This window comes from Sphingobacterium sp. xlx-130 (assembly GCF_011007405.1).
GTDB classification, from domain to species: Bacteria; Bacteroidota; Bacteroidia; order Sphingobacteriales; family Sphingobacteriaceae; genus Sphingobacterium; species Sphingobacterium luzhongxinii.
The window spans coordinates 42,594-63,019 of the sequence record NZ_WFKN01000004.1 but is presented as its reverse complement, the minus strand read 5'-3'; the positions used below and the strand labels follow the sequence as shown (position 1 = coordinate 63,019).

Annotated in this window: 11 protein-coding genes; 4 read left to right on the top strand and 7 right to left on the bottom strand. The window is 40.4% G+C overall.

What is annotated here, in order from left to right; all coding sequences use genetic code 11:
- Positions 1–110: 110 nt before the first annotated feature.
- The 3 genes from G7B18_RS06320 to ispF all read right to left on the bottom strand — a co-directional run bounded on the left by G7B18_RS06320 (position 111) and on the right by ispF (position 6,158).
- Positions 111–2,357, bottom strand: a complete 2,247-nt coding sequence (locus G7B18_RS06320; RefSeq protein WP_164109000.1) for a penicillin-binding protein 1A — start codon at positions 2,355–2,357, stop codon at positions 111–113.
- A gap of 16 nt (positions 2,358–2,373) precedes the next feature.
- Complete coding sequence (locus G7B18_RS06315) at positions 2,374–5,529, bottom strand: tetratricopeptide repeat protein (protein ID WP_164122218.1); 3,156 nt, start codon at positions 5,527–5,529, stop codon at positions 2,374–2,376.
- Between the two features lie 149 nt (positions 5,530–5,678).
- On the bottom strand, positions 5,679–6,158 hold the full coding sequence (gene ispF, locus G7B18_RS06310; RefSeq protein WP_164122217.1) for a 2-C-methyl-D-erythritol 2,4-cyclodiphosphate synthase: 480 nt from the start codon (positions 6,156–6,158) through the stop codon (positions 5,679–5,681).
- Between the two features lie 373 nt (positions 6,159–6,531).
- On the opposite strand from ispF, the gene G7B18_RS06305 reads away from it, so the two are divergent.
- Positions 6,532–8,037, top strand: a complete 1,506-nt coding sequence (locus tag G7B18_RS06305) for an SUMF1/EgtB/PvdO family nonheme iron enzyme (protein ID WP_164109005.1) — start codon at positions 6,532–6,534, stop codon at positions 8,035–8,037.
- Between the two features lie 165 nt (positions 8,038–8,202).
- Here G7B18_RS06305 and pnp read toward each other — a convergent pair whose 3' ends face one another.
- The 4 genes from pnp to G7B18_RS06285 form a co-directional block, all read right to left on the bottom strand.
- Positions 8,203–10,380: a polyribonucleotide nucleotidyltransferase gene (gene pnp, locus G7B18_RS06300; protein WP_164109007.1), complete on the bottom strand. Its 2,178-nt coding sequence runs from the start codon at positions 10,378–10,380 to the stop codon at positions 8,203–8,205.
- A gap of 458 nt (positions 10,381–10,838) precedes the next feature.
- Positions 10,839–11,117, bottom strand: a complete 279-nt coding sequence (gene rpsO / locus G7B18_RS06295; RefSeq protein WP_164109009.1) for a 30S ribosomal protein S15 — start codon at positions 11,115–11,117, stop codon at positions 10,839–10,841.
- A gap of 150 nt (positions 11,118–11,267) precedes the next feature.
- A complete protein-coding gene (locus G7B18_RS06290; RefSeq protein ID WP_164122216.1) occupies positions 11,268–12,479 on the bottom strand; it encodes an acyltransferase family protein in 1,212 nt (403 codons plus the stop codon).
- 211 nt (positions 12,480–12,690) lie between these two features.
- Positions 12,691–14,013, bottom strand: a complete 1,323-nt coding sequence (locus tag G7B18_RS06285; RefSeq protein WP_164109013.1) for an NAD(P)/FAD-dependent oxidoreductase — start codon at positions 14,011–14,013, stop codon at positions 12,691–12,693.
- A gap of 292 nt (positions 14,014–14,305) precedes the next feature.
- Here G7B18_RS06285 and G7B18_RS06280 point away from each other — a divergent pair, with 292 nt between their 5' ends.
- Genes G7B18_RS06280 through G7B18_RS06270 form a run of 3 tightly spaced genes read left to right on the top strand, consistent with a single transcriptional unit; the run spans position 14,306 to position 20,410 of the window.
- Positions 14,306–15,493, top strand: a complete 1,188-nt coding sequence (locus G7B18_RS06280; protein ID WP_164109015.1) for an ROK family transcriptional regulator — start codon at positions 14,306–14,308, stop codon at positions 15,491–15,493.
- A gap of 5 nt (positions 15,494–15,498) precedes the next feature.
- The gene (locus G7B18_RS06275; protein WP_164109017.1) at positions 15,499–18,813 is read left to right on the top strand and encodes a SusC/RagA family TonB-linked outer membrane protein; all 3,315 of its coding nucleotides are present in this window, start codon (positions 15,499–15,501) and stop codon (positions 18,811–18,813) included.
- 4 nt (positions 18,814–18,817) lie between these two features.
- A complete protein-coding gene (locus tag G7B18_RS06270; protein WP_164109019.1) occupies positions 18,818–20,410 on the top strand; it encodes a SusD/RagB family nutrient-binding outer membrane lipoprotein in 1,593 nt (530 codons plus the stop codon).
- Positions 20,411–20,426 lie beyond the last annotated feature (16 nt).

Below are 20,426 nucleotides of genomic sequence, written 5' to 3'. Positions count from 1 at the left end.
CGACATGTTATATTTGGCACCAGTTTTAAAAAAAACTCACCGAAAGAATAATTTCTTGCGGTGAGTACTTGTGTTACCGTGTAATCAAAACCACACGCAACTTAAAGATTTTAAAAGCCTAAACGGTCATCTTCCAACTGTGGCTCCGACGAATATCCATCGTACTTGGAGTATTCCGAACAATCCATCACACGCGTCATACCACCCGGAGGTTTTGGAAAATCCATCTTTGTATAATTTAACGACTTATCGCTATATACTTTCTTCATAAAAAGACCGAACACCGGAAGCGCCGCAGCCGCTCCCTGACCATACTGCATACTACTGAAACTGATCCCTCTATCCTCCGCTCCGGTCCATACACCAGCCACCAATTGCGGAGTAAAACCAATAAACCAAGCATCTGAATTATCATTCGTCGTACCTGTTTTCCCACCCATAGGAATGGTCAATCCTCCATAATCTGCACGTCGTACGCGCGAACCGGTTCCGCCATCGACTACGCCTCTCAACATATCGACCATAATATATGCTGACTCGCTATTCAACGCCTTTACGACCTTCGGTGTACGCTCATAAATAGGCGTTCCGTTCTTATCCTCAATACGTAATATCATAGTCGGTTCGATCCATGTACCATGATTCACAAATGAAGAATATGCGCCCACCATATCATATACCGATGCCTCATATGCGCCCAGCGCAATCGAAGGATAATTTGGCACATTGGAAGTAATCCCCATTTTATGTGTTAGATCGGCAACACTCGCGGCCCCTACTTCGTTTATGACAAAAGCCGTAGCAAAGTTCTGCGAATACTTAATTGCATTCTTCAGCGTAATAGGATCCCCTCCTTGTACGGTACCACGAGGCGTCCAGTCACCATAGGTCTGTTGGTGATTAGGAACAGTGTAACAGGGCGAATATCCATTATCTATGGCGACTGCATAGGTAAAAGGCTTAGCCGTAGATCCAACCTGCCTAACTCCCATTTTTACCTGATCATATTTATAGTGTTCAAAATTAATACCTCCTACCCATGCTTTAATATGTCCGGTCATCGGATCCATAGCCATCATGGAATTGCGCAACATCAGCTTATTGTATTTAATAGAGTCCATGGGTGTCATCACAGTATCTACCGATCCTTTCCACGTGAATATACTCATCGAAACTTTTGTATTAAACGCTTTTTTGATCTCTTCAGCTGAAGCACCGTTTTCCTTCAGTTCACGGTAGCGGTCAGAACGTCTCATCCCCGTCTCCAATAGTTTTGCTCTATCTCCGGAAAAGGCATTTCTATTACGCCATTGTTTATCAAACTCACGCTGTAGCTTCTGCATCCACTCCTTTTGCGCAGCTTCAGCATACTCCTGCATCTTATAGTTCAGCGGCGTATAAATACGTAGACCGTCTCTATCCAAATCGTAGGGAGTTCCATCCGCTTTGGTGATGGAGAGTCGTTGAAACTCTTTTTTTATTTCATCCTTCAGTACAGATCTAAAATAAGGGGCTAAACCTTCACCATAACTAGAAATATTAATATCCAATTCTAAGGGTTTATTTTTTGCCTCCTCTAACTCTACATCTGTCAAGAAACTTTCCCCATGCATATTAATCAAGACCTGATTACGACGGGTCAATGCCCTATCCTTATTTCTGATGGGCGAGTACATACTCGGCCCCTTCAACATACCAACCAACAGAGCCGCTTGTTCAGCCGTAAGCTTATCCGGTGTAGTATTGAAAAAAGTACGCGCTCCTGATTTTATACCAAAGGTATTTTTATAGCCAAAATCCACCGTATTGAAGTACATCATGATAATTTCCTCCTTGGTGTAATTCCGCTCTAGACGCACTGCTGTAATCCATTCCTGAAATTTCTGCATGATACGCTTAATTGTACCCCGCTCGCGACGCTCTGCAAACAGGTTCAGTGCCAACTGCTGTGTTATCGTACTTCCGCCTTGCTTGTCCCGTAATACAACCGTATGAAAAATCGTCGTAAGGGTCCTGAAATAATCTATTCCGGAATGCGCATAAAACCGCTTGTCTTCTGTAGAGATTAATGCATGAACTAGATGGGGAGATAATTCACTATACTTTACGTTTGACCTATTTTGCAGATAGTATGTGCCTAGTACTTTATTGTCATCTGTCAAAATTTCTGATGCCAAATTACTCCTTGGGTTCTCTAAGTCCTCGAACGACGGAAGCTGTCCAAATAATCCAACACGTACACCGACCAAAAACAAACATACAAAGGCTATAAGACCAATTAAAATCTGCCAGAATGTACGTGTATATTTACTTATTTCCTCGGGTGTCAGTTTAGTGTTTTTCGATTCTCTCTTCATCCTTTAAAAATATCCGCTATTGTTCTATATAATTTTGATGATACTTCTTGATCTCGACCCCATCTGTTAACGATGGGATAGACTGTTTTGTGATGACAAAGGTATTATAAATTTCCGCTGGTACTTTCATTATTTCTAGCATAAGTGGCAATAACCTTGACTCATAAACTTTTACTTCTTCAAAAGACTTAAATGGACCAATAAAGATTAATTGGTTTTCTCCATTTACTACCTTTAACTGATGATTAATAGGTGTATTATGATACCGAGTTCGATTAAATTGTCCTATCCCATAACGGCTTGGAGCCATATTCACTTTGGAATCCATGACATTTACCGTAAAATAATACTCTGCCGTATCAGGGAACAGCTTTTTATCCCTATAGTCATTTGGACCAAAATCAATCTTTGAGTTTCCAATCTTGATGTCAGCGACTCCAACAACAACATCATTATTCAATTTATTATTTACACCAACGTTATCGGTACCCTTTACATCTGCAAGCGCAGCCCGCTTTAATTCTTCCTCTTTTATCGCTTCAACCTTAGCCACGACAATTTCCTTCTTCGGTTCTTCTTTTACCTTTTCTTCCACCTTGGCTACCACAACCTCTTTCTTGGGTTCTTCCTTGACAGCCTCTTTAATCTTAGCCACTACAACCTCTTTCTTGGGTTCTTCCTTGACAGCCTCTTTAATCTTAGCCACTACAACCTCTTTTTTAGGCTCTTCTTTCGGCTTAGGTAATTCCTTAACAATTGCCGTACCACTTCTATAGTCACCATCGATATCAAGACTAGGCCAAGCCGTCATATCGGGCTCATCAACAAATGCAATACGCGACTTGTCGATATCCTGAAGGGCATTCACCCGGTGTACAAAATACTGCGGGTTTTGAGCCATAAAAGCTAGATTTTCTTTGGCTAATGGAACGACCAAACTGTCTTGTGGATAACGCTCAATGATCCCCTCTAAAGTCGTCGTAAAATCTTCGATTCTCCCTACTCGTCCAATAGCTAACGCCCGTAGGTATTCGACCTGGGCAACCAATGCCGTATTTTCAAATCTTTCTTTTAGATCAATATCTGCTTCACGAATTACAGCTGCATGATCTCCATTTGCATACAAGTCAAATAGTTTCTCAAAAACGCGGTCAAGAATATTCTTATCTCGTCTAATCTTATCCATGTAGGATGGATCTTGAGCAACTTTAGCATGGAGTGAACCCGGAAAAAGAGCTATCAGTTTATTGAAATTATCCTGCGATTTGGCCTTATCGATTCCATCGTACATTCTATACAAAGAGTAATAGATCTCGGCTCCTGCTTCCGTATTTGGGTAACGCCTCAAGAACTCCTCATAGACTTTTATTGCATCTTTATTATCTTGTGTATAATCCCTGTAAATATTACCGATGACTATTAGCTTGTCATGTACGATTTTATGACTCGCCTCATACGCTTCCTTTCCTTTTGGAATATCTTTACTGTAGCGTTCCTTTGCTGATGCAATAAATTGCATCTCGTCCAAGACCTCTTCTTTCCCGACAGAATCTGTATCGATTACCGCTATTTTAGTTGTATTTTGTAAATCCCCCGTATTATCAGCATCATAGCGCCAATTGTCTTTTAACGGTCTACTGCCCCATCTACGTTTAAAGGCATTCTGCCCGACCAGCAATTCATCTGGATTACTAAAATAAAAAGTACGATCTGAGGCCTGTGTAATGTCTTGCGCTTGATTTTGATTGTAGGCCGCAAAGGCCGCATTTGTTATCGATTCTCCCTTAGCTTTCTTTTTCCCTTTCTTTGCCAGATCTTTTTGTCTTTCAATCTCTTTTTTCTTTAATGACAACTGTATCTGTGCATAAGAGTCCAGCGTAGCATCACGATCACTATCATTCAATGCAGCCAGCTGAAGCAGGGTATCTTGCCAGGCGACTTCCTGATATAAGGTCGTTATCTCATCCATATACCCCAATTTGCGTCGCACCTTATTTACATCGGTATAATCTGCCGGCAAAACCATTGCAACAGAATCAAAATAACGCTGCGCATTAAAATAACGTTGTTGATCAAAATAATGTTCAGCAAGACGCAAATACGTCTCTGTAGATTGATATTCGCTGCGTTTAGGTTGCAACAGGGATTTTTTAAAATAAGTTAACGCCTCCTCATCCTCTCCAGCCCCGTAATAGATATCGCCTATTTGGTAAAGAATCTGATCTTGATAACCATCATTTTTCCCCTCTTTCAACATACGTTTGAGCGGCTTCACCCGCTCGGCAGTAGTAAGCCCCCTATCTCCCTCCAAAAATGCGGCTTGCAAACTAGCCTCAAAAGCCATATCAAAAGGTACATTACTTTTTGCGATTTTATCAAAATAAGTGAATGCCTGTTCCTTCTGTCCATTATCCTTATACAGCTGAGCCAATAAAAAAGTCCACCGTCTATTATCCAATGTATTGGAGTTCGACTCTAAAGCATATTCTAAATAAGGAATGGCGGTCTGTTCCGCTCCGGTACGGATATGATAATTAGCGGCAGCGGCGTTCACAAATGTCCGGCTCTTCTTCTCTTCGTCTAACGTAATAAACGACGAATCCAAAGCCATTTTTGCTGCCTCCTGTTTTCCAATCTGCAAAAGAGCCCGTGATTTCCACGCATAGGCCAGCGGCAAATATTGCTTTTGCTCCTCAGAGGCCGTACGAAGTAACTGATTAAAGAACTCGATTGATGTGTGGTAAGCTCCTTTATAGTAATTCGCCTTTCCAATCAAAAGATAAGCCTCATTAACATACTTGCTTTCCTGCTTATTATTTACAATCTTGTAGGCTTTCTGGATCAGCGAGTCCATCAATTTATGGGGTTCGCCATCGCCATGGGGTTCATCAAAAACAGATTGACGAACTTGGTAATTCTTCTTAGCTCCGTGAAAGATACTTTCCCTTTCATTGTCCAACATCAGGTTGGAGTTATAAAGAATATTATACTTCGTTGTAAAATTCTGTCTAAAATTATATTCTTTTTCTTCTGCTGTGCCATTGACTTTATCAAAGGCCCTATTTTTATTTTTTGCACTCTTGCAGGAAAACAACAATACAAAACAAAAAAGAACCAAACCAAATCCTGGCAATATACAACGTAAGGCAGATCTCGAAATTAAAACTAACATTCTATAAACCTATGTATTAAGGTAATTGGATTTACACACTTCCCCCCAAACAATACAAAAGTATTAATTATTACAGCATTATCTGCTGTTAAAAAACACTAATTTCAAGTAATTCTAGGTTTTTAGAAAAAAAAACAAAAAAACCGAAGCTATCCTTTCTGTATCAAACACACCGCATAAGCTACAACTCCCTCTCCACGTCCTATAAATCCCATAGTCTCGTTGGTGGTTGCCTTGATTGATATATCATCGATTTCTAGTCCAGCCGCTTCTGCTATCTTCTCTTTCATCGCCCCAATGTAAGGTTTGATCTTAGGTGCCTCCAGACAAAGCATACCATCGATATTACCTAAAGACCAACCCTTTTCCTGAATTAAACGTACGCACTCCTTGAGTAATAGCAAACTGCTTATTCCTTTCCATCGCTCATCTGTATTTGGAAAATGATAGCCGATATCTTCTAGATTTGACGCTCCCAGAATTGCATCACAAATAGCATGCACCAACACATCGGCATCGGAATGCCCAAATGCACCCGCATGATGATCCAACAACACACCTCCAATTACAAATGGATGCCCCTCTTTTATTTGATGCACATCAAATCCAAAACCTACCTTTATCTTCATGTTTAACACAATTATCGTTTAAAAACACCTAAATTAAGGCATATTTTGCACATTGCCTAATACAACGACTATGCATAAAAAGTAAGAAATATGCCTTTTAACATTTTTTAATACAAATACCAACAGGTTACTAGGTGATTTTATAAACTAAAGCATACCATATCTCTTAAATTATTTATATTTTTGGGAGTTAATTTAATGGACAACTGATTATTCATATAAAATATTCATGTAGCATTGACTGTACAAACACGAATAACCGAAACGCAGCATGCGCACTAGACATAAACGTGCATAATATACCTTGGATATTCTATATGGCCATTAGAATTCAAACCGAGCTTACGAGCTCATCGAAGATAATTATTTACATATGAACTATTTGAGATTTGTCATTACATCTGCTGTTCTAGTCGTAGCATCATCCGTGCTGATGACTTCCTGCAAAAGTAAAAGCCGCCGTGGAGATGTATCCGATAAGACAGGGGTAAGATATAACGACCCTTATAATGGAGGACTGCAAATTAACCGAAAGATCAAAGAGAGCCCGGGACCTGGACTCATTGGAATCGAAGGCGGTAGTTTTGTGATGGGAGGAAGTCTGAATGAGGATCTAGGCTTTTCACATGACAACCTAAGAAGAAAAGTTACTGTTGCTTCTTTCTACATCGATGAGACCGAAGTATCCAATGCGGATTGGTTAGAATACCTACAGTGGATCGCTCAAAGTTACCCGCAAGATGGCAAACTCTATTACGATGCACTTCCAGATTCTTTGGTATGGCGCAATCCCCTATCCTATAATGAGCCTTATGTCAATTTCTATTTACGTCATCCTTCTTTCCAAGACTATCCAGTGGTAGGGGTAACTTGGGAACAAGCCAATGCGTATTGCCAATGGCGCACCGACCGCGTTAATGAAAACATATTACGCGAGCGAGGGATTTTAGTCGATTATAAAACTTTAAGCGAACAACAACAGCAGGTCGGACAGACCTATAATACAGATATGTACCTAAATGGTCAATACCAAGGCGCAGGTATTGACGGTAAAAACATGCCTGCAGATAACAAAATAGGTGCACAAAAAGACGCTAAACGAACTGTACGAATGGAGGATGGCATCTTAAAACAGCCCTACAGACTCCCTACAGAAGCAGAATGGGAATATGCCGCTCTTGGTCTGATAGGTAACACCTACAATGGTAATATTGAGACCAGCAAGGCTTACCCATGGAACGGGTTAGGCGTTCGTGATGCCAGCAGAAAAAATCAAGGTAAAATGATGGCTAACTTCAAAATAACAAGTGGAAACAATATGGGAGTCGCAGGTGATTTGAATGATGGAGGCGACATCACAGTTCCAGTAAAGAGCTATAAGCCTAACGATTTTGGACTGTATAATATGGCAGGAAATGTCAACGAATGGGTCAGCGACGTATATCGCCAGCTTTCCTACGAGGACTTTGAAGATTTCAACCCTTTCCGGGGTCACGTCTTTATGGATAACCAATACGAAAATGCGGAGACAAGGACGTTAGCCAAAGATAAATATGGCAGACCGATTAAAGTCCCTGCTAAAGCGGCAAGAAAACAAACTTGGGAAGAACTTCAGGCTTCTAAAGCCGGTGATCCAAACTCAACCTCATATGACTATGATGTACGAGGCTTTAAAGACGAGGAACAAAAAGCGCTATACGGTAAAACAACACTTGTCAATGATAAATCCCGTGTATTCAAAGGTGGCTCTTGGAATGACAGGGCATACTGGTTAAACCCAGCCACCCGTCGCTATATGCAGCAAAATGAATCTAATGCAATGACGGGCTTCCGTTGTGCGATGACCATGGTAGGAAACGTATTCGGACCTGGAAGATAACAACAAGAGTACTTTATAACAACAAGAGTACTTTATATTATTTAGCCTCGAGCCAAAAACTTCGAGGCTAAATTATTTATAAGCATACCATACTCTTATCCGATTCTTCAGTATCACAAAAAAGCCCGACCTATGCGGTCGGGCTTTTTATTTTCATCAGCTAGATTATGCTTTAGGGGCATCTCCTACTGGTTTCGGATCTTGTTTTGGTTTTTCCTCTCTTGGTGGGCGAGGCAATAATACTTTACGCGAAAGTTTCATTTTACCTTGCTTATCAACATCTAAAAGCTTAACAGTAACGATATCTCCTTCTTTTAGGACACCGTCCATTGTCTCTAAACGTGTCCAATCGATCTCTGAGATATGCAACAGTCCATCTTTACCTGGCATAATCTCTACGAACGCTCCAAAAGGCATAATTGATTTTACCTTACCTTCATAGATCTCGCCGATCTCTGGTTTTGCAGCAATAGCTTTAATACGTGCAACGGCAGCATCGATTGACTCTTTATTATCTGCAAAAATCTGAACGATACCTTTGTTATCCACTTCTTCGATTGAAATAGTAGATCCTGTCTCGCGTTGCATTTCTTGAATGATTTTACCGCCTGGTCCGATTACAGCTCCAATGAATTCTTTATCGATCGTCAAGGAGATGATACGTGGTGCATGTGGTTTGTAATCCTCACGAGGTGCATCGATTGTTTTCTTCATCTCACCTAAGATATGAAGACGGGCTTCTTTTGCCTGATCCAATGCTTGTGTTAACACTTCCCATTTCAGACCATTTATTTTTAAATCCATCTGACAAGCAACAATACCCTTTTCAGTACCTGTCACTTTAAAGTCCATATCACCTAAGTGATCTTCGTCTCCTAAAATATCGGATAAAATTGCATACTTACCAGACTTTTCATCCGTAATCAAGCCCATAGCGATACCGGAAACAGGTGCTTTTAATTTAACCCCCGCATCTAATAATGCTAACGTTCCAGCACATACTGTAGCCATTGACGAAGAACCGTTTGATTCTAAGATATCAGAAACTACACGAATAGTATATGGATTTTCGGAATCACTCGGAAGAACTTGCTTTAATGAACGCATAGCCAAGTTACCGTGACCAATCTCACGACGACCAGCACCTCTATTCGGTCTTACTTCTCCCGTAGAAAATCCAGGGAAATTGTAGTGCAAGATAAATTTATTGTATCCATTGATGAAAGCTCCATCGATCATCTGCTCATCGTCTTTAGCGCCTAATGTAACAGAAGTCAACGCTTGTGTCTCGCCACGCGTAAATACCGCTGAACCGTGTGCTGCAGGTAAATAATCTACCTCAGACCAGATCGGACGTACGGTACGCACATCGCGACCATCTAAACGGATACCTTCATCCAATACCAGGTTGCGTACCGCATCATACTGTACATCGTGGTAATATTTCTTGGCTAAGAATTTAGTGTCTTCGTCAAGATCTTCACCTAAAGTCACAAAAAACTCTTCACCAATAGTGGCGAACTTTTCCGAACGTTCGTGTTTTGTAGATCCTGATTTGGCAACTTCGTATACCTTGTCATACGTTGCTGCAAAAATTGCATCGCGCAACTCAAGATTCGAAGGCTCGTGATTGAATTCACGTTTTACAGTAGATCCTACCAAGTTGGCTAACTCTAATTGAGCCGCTACTTGCTTTTTGATAGCTTCGTGTGCAAAAGCAATAGCCTCTACCATCTCAGCTTCTGAAATCTCACTAGCTTCACCTTCTACCATGCCGATATCCTGTGCAGAACCAGCTACGATAAATTCTAATGTAGCTTTCTCTAATTCCGAAAGACGAGGGTTAATCACCAATTGTCCATCAATTTTCGCTACGCGAACTTCAGAGATCGGACCATTAAATGGAATATCAGAAACGGCAATAGCCGCTGAAGCCGCCAATCCTGCTAATGCATCTGGCATAATATCTTTATCTGCAGAGATTAATGAAATCATCACCTGGGTATCTGCATGATAGGTTTCTGGAAACAATGGACGTAAAGCTCTATCTACCAAACGAGAGATTAAAACCTCGTAATCCGACAATCTCGCTTCACGGCGCAGGAAACCTCCTGGAATACGGCCTGTAGCCGCATATTTCTCTTGGTAATCTACAGATAAAGGTAAAAAGTCTACCCCTGCTTTAGCTTCTCTATTGGAAACAACAGTAGCCAACAGCATGGTATTACCTTGCTTTAAAACAATAGATCCGTCAGCTTGCTTCGCTAACTTTCCTGTAGATAATTCGATTGGAGGTAGGCCACCGCCCATTTCAATCGTTACTTTCTTTTCGTTATAACTCATTTTGTTTTCTTTATTTGGTGCATTTTCCTCTTTACTAACATGATGCACCTTGTTTTTTGACCTTAAAAAATCATCACAAAGGTAAATAAAATTTAGGGTAAAAAAACGGACGAAACAAAACTTTCATACCACTTCTACGAACACTACCAATGACAGATGACCTACGGTGAGCTCACAAGCTCGGTTTGTAAACTATGTCGTCATCCCGAAATCGGGACAAGTAATCGACTGAAGCGGAGGACCTGCTCCGAGTATCGGAGAATCTAGAAGATATATAATTAACCCTATACAGTTGATAGACTCGTTCGATTCCGCTCCGCTACACTCAGGGTGACTTTCGCTTTTACTGCCATCAAACCTCCTCTGTGTTTGTTAAAAAAACTAACCGTTCGCAGCCCCCTCCAAAAAAAAACGGCCACCCAAAATTTGGGTGGCCGCTTAGCTTTTCACGTATAAGCTTACTTGATGATATCACGTAAACCTAGACCTTTAATGATCGCACGGTAACGGTTGATGTCTTTTTTGAACAAATAAGCTAATAAAGAACGACGCTTACCTACTAACATTTGTAGTGAACGTTGTGTGTTAAAATCTTTTCTGTTTTTTTTCAAGTGCTCTGTTAGGTGAGCAATTCTCTTTGTGAATAAAGCTACTTGTCCTTCTGCCGAACCTGTGTTTGCTGCTGCTCCAGCAAATTCTGCGAAGATCTCAGCTTTGTACTCTTTACTTAAATACATCTCTTGAATAATATTAAAGCGTTAAAAAATCTATTAATTGCCTGCAAAGGTATAATTAAAAAGTAAAAAATAAAAATTTAAAAACCACCCAGTTGTTATTTTAGCTGCCAAACGACTCTCTTCTAGCCACTAGTATCTAATCACTAACTACTACACCTTCACATATATTTTCTTTTTATCCAACCAGTAACAGATCGCCCACATTATTACAAGAAAGCATAAGGAATAAACAAATGATCCTAACTCTGTTGGTCCGGGAATCTGTGCACATACATTTTTGTAAAACCATGCAAATGGTGTTGTAAACAATGCTTGGCCATCGGCGCCTACTCCATTTGGAATACGGATTAACGCCGTAGCCTTGGGCAATAAGCCACTCAAAACAAAAATAAACAAAGGATTCTTACCAAATACATCAAAGAACTGAGTGAGTTTATTCTTTACTCCCTGTACTTCGATATACCAGATCATGCCTCCTATAGTCATTATACCTAGACCTGTTGTATACAAGACATAAGAACTCGTCCAGATCTTTTTATTAATCGGAAATCCAAGAGACCATGTCCAACCCAAGACAACCAAAATAAATCCTGTCACTAGGAGACCTGATAATAATTTAAAATGCGGCTCGTTGCTTTGTGGCACTCTAGTCCACAACCAATCCACTTGCCCCTGCTTTTTAATGAAAGTACCAGCCAGGTATCCAAACACAACCTGAACTATTGCAGGCCCTGTACTCAATAGACCTTCTGGATCAAACGGCAGTCCTTCTCCCTTATACATATGTGCAACCCCCAGAATTTGCTTATCATAAGCAGTCCCAAACCAACCCTCCAAAGAATACGGATCAGCTGTCCCCAAGAAGGCACAAAGTCCCCAATAGCTGAATAATATAAACGCGCTTATATATAGTAAGGTACGAGGCTTAAAATAATAAGCCAATACCGAGGCAAAGAAATAAGCAATTGCTATCCGTTGCAAAACACCCAATATACGAACACCCTTATTAGGGTCTACACTACTTACCCATTCTCTAAATTGCAAAGCCCCCTCGCTCCATTGCACAAAAGGAAACCAGTTCAAGCCCAACCCTATTAAAAAAATCAGGATAGTTCTTTTGATTACTTTTTTCCAAAAGACACCATCTCCCGCCTCTTGCATCCGAGGAATAACAAATGACATGGCATTACCTACTGCAAATAAGAAAAAAGGAAAAACCAAATCTGTCGGTGTGCACCCATGCCAAGGTGCATGCTTCAATGGTGCAAACATCGACGACCATGTCCCTGGATTATTTACCATGATCATGAGTGCAACAGTAGCCCCTCTGAACACGTCTAACGAATAATAACGTTGTTTCATATGCAAATAATTTGTCTTTTTTATGCCCAAATGGAATACCCAAGCCGAGTGTAAAGCACTCATGAAACAACTACATTGATTGGTGTTGGTGCATCTAGTACAAACATGGATATTTCATAATATAGCTTATTGCACGAAGTTACCACTTTTTGGTACAAATATGCAACAACAGACTTTTTTTAAAGAAAATCGTTAGGGTTATAACTTGATGTTATTCTTTACCATCCTTAGGAACCCGTAGTGCGATTGCTCTCATATCCCTAAAAAACCCAACAAATAGCGCTTTAAACACCCCCCCTGCTGTATCACCTTTCGATGACCTCATCTTTCTGATCATTGTCTTACTAAACTTCTCCAAATATCCTTTATTAGTCAACAACCAACGCATCACCGTATTTGCAATTATCGGAGAGACATCGGTAAACATTTCTCTTTTCAATCTTTCCATAGTATTTGCAAACATAGGCTTCATATGAGCTGCGATTTCACATTCATAATCTTGCATCACCTTCTCCCAACTGTGCCCTTCCACAAACCAAGCAATCAAATGTTTGGATAAAACTTTCGCTCCTAACAATCCATCATATATTCCTTGCGCGTCATACGAATCTTTTTGATGATAGGCATCCCCCGCCAATACCCAACTATTACCGAAAGCCTGTCGAAATAAATTATTAACGTTCTTAATTCCTTTGATGGGAGTTACCCGCTTTGCTGTATTAAACCTTTTAGACACCAATGGAAGTTCGTGCAAAAAGTTCATATACCATTCCTCCAATTTACCTTCTCCATCAAAATCAGCTTGACGACATTGCAGCAAAACACCCGTCTTACCATCCGTTGAAGGCATTAATACCACACTCCTGCCCTTTCCATTGGTGTGTATCTGCACCCACTCGTCTCCCTTGATTCGGTAAGGCACAACATGTTCCCAATACGCATAAAATACCGCTGTATTATACCTTGAAACCTCTTCTGTTGTAACAGCGCCACATTTACGGGCAACCACACTATGCCTACCATCTGCCCCCACAATCGCCTTTGCCTGATACCGCATTTCTCCCTCACCTTTTTTAACCCCCTGTACAATTACTCCTTCATCGTTTTGCTGTATATCCGAGACAACAAAGCCATCAACTGCCTTAATATTTGGAAAACGCATTGTATTATTCCAAATCGAATCATCTAGTTTCTGCCGATCTATTCCGTACAAATAATTCCTACCTCTATCTTCGGGCATTGCGATAACAGTTCTGAAATAGCCATCCACTTCCAAAACTGCCCCCCTTAGTCTGCTATTACCACTGGCATACAACTCTTCCGCGATGCCGATTTCATCTAATAATTGCATCCCATGTGACAAAAGAAGCGAACATGAAATAACTGTACGGTTGGGCAAGGAATCCTTTTCTAACAATAATATCTTCATTCCGGAAGGGGCGATTCTAGCGGCTAAAGAAGCTCCAGTAGGTCCTCCCCCGACTATAATTAGGTCATAAAACATTGGGTTCACAGTAATATTTAAGTTTTGCATAAAAATAGTTATTTATTACTATTCTCAAGTGGCAGCCAGACAATTATACGGATAAGTCCTTCTTCCCCCCTCTCTTCATGATATATTTTTGTTACAAATGAAGTTCACTGACTCCTCTGTTAAAAATCATTTAAAACGCTAAAAAAGGCACTGTTGAAGCAAAAAAGGCCAAAACTTAATTCAAAAAAAATTTAAAAAAACAATCTTATTAAAAATATTAAAAAGATTTTGTTTGTTAAAATAAATTGACAGTATCTTTGTTACACTAAATAACCCATTATAAGAACTAGTTGTGGATACAGTCAATTATACAATAGTAAGAGAATTATACTTTTCAGGTACGCAATCGATAGCGGATCTAAGTAACTCTATTGGAAAAAGTATACCCAACATTACAAAAACCATTCAACGGCTCTTAGAGCAAAAAATTATAACCTCCGAAGGGCTTGCCCCATCAACAGGAGGTAGAAGGGCCATTCAATACTCATTAAATACCGAAAATCTTCCTTGCATTCTAGCTATTGCTCTGGATCAATTCAATACGACCGTGACCCTTGTCGACTTCTCCAATACAGCGCTCAAAGATACAGTACGAGTATCCTTGAATGTATTGACACATCAAGCTCCCTCCGAATTACTCCTTGAGCTTGTTGACAACTATTTAAAAGATCAACCGGTTCATAATATTGTAGCAATAGGAATTACTATGCCGGGCTTTATCGACTCCGCACATGGAATTAACACATCATTTACACGACTGCGAGATATCAGAGATGTATTACAAAACCATTTGCACATCCCCACTTATATCGAGAACGATTCTACAGCTATTGCCATAGCCGAACATAATTTTGGAAAGGCAAAAGGTTCTTCGAATGCTTTGGTCATCAATTTAAACTGGGGTGTTGGATTGGGTATGATACTAGAAAATAGATTATTTCGAGGCAGTACAGGATTTGCCGGTGAATTCAGCCATATCCCCTTGTCCAACATAAACAAATTATGCTCCTGCGGTAAAAGAGGATGTTTGGAAGTAGAAGCCTCGTTGATAGCAGCGATTGAATATGCTACATTAAAATTAGAAGCCGGCGAAGTATCCCAACTCGGTCAAAATTACAAACAAACCCCTACCATCACAATAGATCAATTGATGGAAGCAGCTATAAACGGCGACCAGGTCGCTATAGAATCATTCGCCAAAATTGGCTATATGCTCGGAAAGGGTATAGCAACATTAATACATATTATAAATCCAGAAAAGATCATCATCAGTGGTAAGGGAGCAAAAGTAGGAGCTATACTCTTACCTCAGATTCAAGCATCTATACTCGAGTTCAGTATACATCGGCTATCTAAAAATACGTCAATCGAAATATCCGATCTAACAGATGTCCAAATTATCGGGAGCACCTGCATCGCAATTTCATCAATAAAAGGAGAAGTACTAAACAAAAAAATAAAAAAAATGACCTTAAACTAAATTTTATGAACAAGTTCTATCTAAAATGCTGCTATCTATCGACCATCATGTTTTTATGTGTGTCGGTAGTTTTCGCACAGCAATCTGTTACAGGGATTGTATCAGATGCAACAGGCCCCATTGCGGGCGTCAGTGTATCCGTAAAGGGTACCAGTAAATCAACCCAAACAAATTCAAGCGGAGCGTATTCTATTCAAGCGGAAAGCGGGCAGACGCTTCGCTTTTCCATGGTTGGGTTCAGTACCCAAGAGGTTTTAGTAAGCACTGCTAAAACGATTAACATAACCATGATAGCTGAAGACGGAGCTTTAGAAGAGGTCGTCGTCACCGCTATGGGAATTAAACGAGCTCCGAGAGAACTGGGCTATGCAATGAGTACCGTTGACTCGAAAGAATTAACAAAGACAGGTTCTCCCAACTTCGCCGCAGCACTCTACGGTAAGGCTCCGGGAGTACGTATATCAGCTGCTCCGGGGGGTGCCACATCGGGCATTAACATTAATATCCGTGGTATCAACTCCATCACTGGAAATTCGCAACCCTTAGTAATTATCGATGGGGTTCCCATGCGTCAAACCAGCTTCAACAACTCGGATTATTGGGGAGATCAACGCGCTCGAGGAAATGGATTGGAAGATCTAAACCCAGAGGATATAGAATCTATTACTATTCTAAAAGGAGCCTCAGCCGCTGCACTATACGGTTCGGAAGCCATGAATGGTGTGGTCATGGTAACTACAAAGTCAAACAAAGGTGGCGAAGGGTTTTCAGTTGATTTTAACGCGACCTATACGCACGACAAAATTGCCTATCTACCAAGATTTCAAGATGTCAGAGGACCTGGCTATACGGTTGAATACTTCAACGGTGGACAAGCTGAAGATAAATTTTTCTACTACGATCAGTCTAGGGCTATAGATGGTGTAACAAGAGGTGTTATGGGTACCAGTCTTAATTTTGGGCCAAAATTCGACGGGCAGCCGACAATTTCATGGGATGGAAAGGTACGCCCCTATGTCGCACAAAACTCTTATGACAAACTGTTCAATAACCCAAACAACACCATTCTGAACTTCGCTTTAGGGCATACAGGTAAAAATTCCAATATACGATTCTCGTTATCCCGTCAAGACAATGAGATGACCGCATTAGATTCTTACAACAAAAAAAATATCGCCAATCTAAATACAACTTTCAAAGTTGGAGAACGTTTAACAACGGATCTTGTCGTTAACTATATTAACCAAAGCACGCATAACCGTCCTTTCATGACGGATCGCTTAATAAATAATTTTACGGGTATGATGTCTCCATTTGATAACCCGGAATGGTATTTAGACAAATATCAAACCTCTTTAGGTTATCGCTTTGTAACAGGAACCAACCAGAGTCTTACACCTGACGAAAATATCGTTTACAATGGGTTTAAAGGTGATGTTGCTGAATTTATGTGGAATCAAAAAGCCAGACAGTACGATGAATACTCAAATCGTATCCTTTCTTCCTTTACCAATACCTTGGAACTTACAAAAGACTTGATGCTACGGGGTCGCTTCTCGGCAGATATGACAACATTGATCATAGACGACAAACAACCAAACACTATTCCATTGGTTTTTGGTAATTCAGGGTATTATGCACTAACAAACAAATCAGCAAACATTTACTATCTGGATCTATTGGCTCGTTATAAGAAAAAGGTATCGACCAATTGGGAATTAGGAGCCATGCTAGGATATACAGCTACAAAAGATAGATCCACAGCTGCCACTGCGAATACGGATGGTGGTCTAAGTATCCGAAATTGGTATGACATTGCTTCCTCAGTAAATTTATCCAGAGGTTCATCCCAAAAAAGCTATACTTTGCGGGACGCACTATTCGGAACACTAAACTTAAATTATAAAGATTTTTGGTATACAGAAGGTACACTACGTCGCGAGATCATATCAACAATGCATCCTGACGACAATGTTACCTACTACCCTTCAGTAAACTCCAGCCTTATTTTATCAGAGGCCTTTGAGCTCCCCCAATTTTTTGACTATGCCAAACTAAGAGGAGCTTGGGGAATTGTAGGAAATTACCCTGGTGTTTATGCCAGTCCATTAAGTTATACCCAAAATACATTGGGCAATCAGGGATCTGGATCTCCTACTCAATACATTGTAGTGCCTACCTCTAACTTTGGAAATGAACAAATAAAATCCGAGCAAAAACATGAGGTTGAATTTGGATTAGAAACAAGAATGCTAAAGGGTAGATTAGGGTTAGATGTCACCTATTATAACGGTAAAATTGTTGACCAAATACTAAGTTATTCTTTACCGATTTCTACAGGTGCATCTTCGGTTTTGGCTAACGTAGGTACATTGCGAAACAAAGGTTGGGAATTTGCTATAAATGGAACGCCAATCAAAAAAGAAAATTTTCAGTGGAATTCAACCCTGAATTTTTCCTTCAACAGAAATTCAGTAGAAGCTTTACCTGGGGGAGCCACTGAACTGTTACATCGCGATTACGATGGTTCGGCCGCACAGTTGGTCTCTAAAGTAGGAGAATCAATGGGGGATATTATGGTACACCCCTATGTGACAGATGCAGACGGCAGTAAAGTGGTAGGCACAAACGGGCTTTACCAACTAGACGCTAACAAATGGGTAAAGGCTGGTAATGCCATGCCAAAGACGGTAGGGGGATTTGTCAATTCCTTTACCTATAAAAACTTCACGTTGGATGCTTTAATTGATTTCAACTTAGGCGGAGACGTTATGCCGACAGGAATTAACTGGATGATCAGCCGCGGATTATTAGAAGAATCGTTGAATAACATGGATGCTGAACACGGAGGCATCAGCTACTACCTTTCAGGAGGCAAAGGAGTTGCCCACAGCGGGTCTACTGGTCCAAATGGCGAAAAAATGTTTCACGATGGTATGTTGATGGAAGGTGTACTAGCCGATGGTTCGCCCAATACAAATGTTATTTCACAGACCTACTATTACGCGAACACCTACAATTGGGGGGGACCACAATACTCCAACTCCAATTACGGCCTTTACGTTAAAAAGAATAATTACGTGAAAATGAGAGAGCTTTCTATAAGCTATAGACTTCCTTGGTCCATCGCTTCCAGATTGAAAGCGAAAAATGTTCAGTTATCCGCCTTTGGAAGAAATCTGTTTTTCCTGTATAGATCATTAAAAGATTTAGATCCGGAACAAATGACAGGAGGTTCCCACTGGACAAATAATGTCTCAAATGCGGGTACATCACCCGCTACCAGGACTTATGGTTTAATGTTAAGAGCAAGCTTCTAAAATTATGAAAATTAAAAAAAACCTCGTGGTATCAGCACTGTGCATAGCATCGCTAACCACTATAACAACTTCTTGCAAAAAGGAAACTTTTGACAATTATTACCGTGATCCATCAAAAGTCACGGAAACTACACTGGAAAAGAATTTTACGGGTATGATCTATACGTATCGTGAGTTTATTATTCCAACTTACCGCAATTATTTCGTGACAATGTCGCCTACCATACACCGTTATCTCCAAACCTACGGTTGGGCTAACACTGAAAATCAACTTACACCGGGGATGGCGGCTATTAATGACAGATGGGAAAGATATTACGCCGGACTGGCTCAATTCAGGGAAGTCGAAAATCAATATAACATAGCCCCCGAAGCCGAAAAAACAAGCAAGAAAATCTTTTACTTGGCTGCAAAGATTTTATTCTACGACCAGACACAGCAACAGGTTGATCTTTTTGGATCCATACCTTGGAAAGAAGCCGGGTATCTCAGCAAAAATGCTGGAGATTATACGATATCCTACCCAAAATATGATAAGGCAGAGGATATCTATACGGCAATGTTAGATGATTTGAAAGCTATAAGTACAGAGTTGAACGGACTAACCATCCCGTCGACCGTGATAGAATCTTTCAAGACACAAGATATTATCAATGGAGGATCCTTACCCTTATGGAAACAGTATTGCAACTCATTACGGCTACGCATGTTGACCCGTGTCAGCCAAGCCTCAGCTTTCGCAACGAGATCAAGTCAAGAAATTGCCCAAATTGTATCTAACCCAACTACTTATCCACTGGTATTGACAAACGCAAACAATATCCAGATTGATATTTTCAACAACGCGACCGATATTAATTCAAAAAGTCTTCAAGATGCTTTGGAAAGCTGGAATAACAATATTGCCAGTAAAGTAATGATCGATCATATGCTTAACAATGTAGATCCTAGGCTTCCTTATATGTTCGAACCAGGTCTTGGAGCTAGTGGGGCCTATATCGGTTTAGATCAATCTTTACCTTCGGCTACGCAGTCAACACAAATCGCGGGAACCACAGCAAATCCGAGTAAGATTGCAATTTATAACCGATCAACCTACTCCAGAAATCAAAATTTCCCGGGTATATTAATTACAGCATCAGAAGTTCAATTTCTCTTAGCAGAATATTACAACAAAACCGGAAGTTCTGCCAACGCTAAAACCAGCTTTGAGACCGGGATAAAAGAATCAATCGATCTTCAACAACGTATTCGAGCAGTAAGCAATAACAATCTTGTGGCAGCACCAAGCGCACCAACAACAAGCGCCATAAATGACTATATCTCGAATATCGGCTGGGGTACCAATAACATCCAATTAATTGCTACACAAAAATGGTTGCACTTCAATATTATTCAGTCCGTTGAAAACTGGTCAGAGGTACGTCGTCTTAATTATCCTACGTTCGCTTTTAGGGTAGAATCTTCAGACCTACAGAAAACTGTACCGGTAAGATACAATATATCTTCTACTGAACCGACCTATAACACCGCAAACTACGAAGCGGTCAAAGCACAGGACAACGTAAACACCAAAATCTTTTGGGACGTAAATTAATTCTTTTTTCACTAAC

Excerpts from the sequence above, each read along its gene's own strand:
- ispF (WP_164122217.1), bottom strand. The coding sequence starts at position 6,158 with ATGAAGATAAAGGTAGGTTTTGGATTTGATGTGCATCAAATAAAAGAG.
- pnp (WP_164109007.1), bottom strand. The coding sequence starts at position 10,380 with ATGAGTTATAACGAAAAGAAAGTAACGATTGAAATGGGCGGTGGCCTA.
- G7B18_RS06290 (WP_164122216.1), bottom strand. The coding sequence starts at position 12,479 with ATGAAACAACGTTATTATTCGTTAGACGTGTTCAGAGGGGCTACTGTT.
- G7B18_RS06305 (WP_164109005.1), top strand. The coding sequence starts at position 6,532 with ATGAACTATTTGAGATTTGTCATTACATCTGCTGTTCTAGTCGTAGCA.
- G7B18_RS06320 (WP_164109000.1), bottom strand. The coding sequence starts at position 2,357 with ATGAAGAGAGAATCGAAAAACACTAAACTGACACCCGAGGAAATAAGT.
- G7B18_RS06315 (WP_164122218.1), bottom strand. The coding sequence starts at position 5,529 with ATGTTAGTTTTAATTTCGAGATCTGCCTTACGTTGTATATTGCCAGGA.
- G7B18_RS06270 (WP_164109019.1), top strand. The coding sequence starts at position 18,818 with ATGAAAATTAAAAAAAACCTCGTGGTATCAGCACTGTGCATAGCATCG.
- G7B18_RS06285 (WP_164109013.1), bottom strand. The coding sequence starts at position 14,013 with ATGCAAAACTTAAATATTACTGTGAACCCAATGTTTTATGACCTAATT.
- rpsO (WP_164109009.1), bottom strand. The coding sequence starts at position 11,117 with ATGTATTTAAGTAAAGAGTACAAAGCTGAGATCTTCGCAGAATTTGCT.
- G7B18_RS06275 (WP_164109017.1), top strand. The coding sequence starts at position 15,499 with ATGAACAAGTTCTATCTAAAATGCTGCTATCTATCGACCATCATGTTT.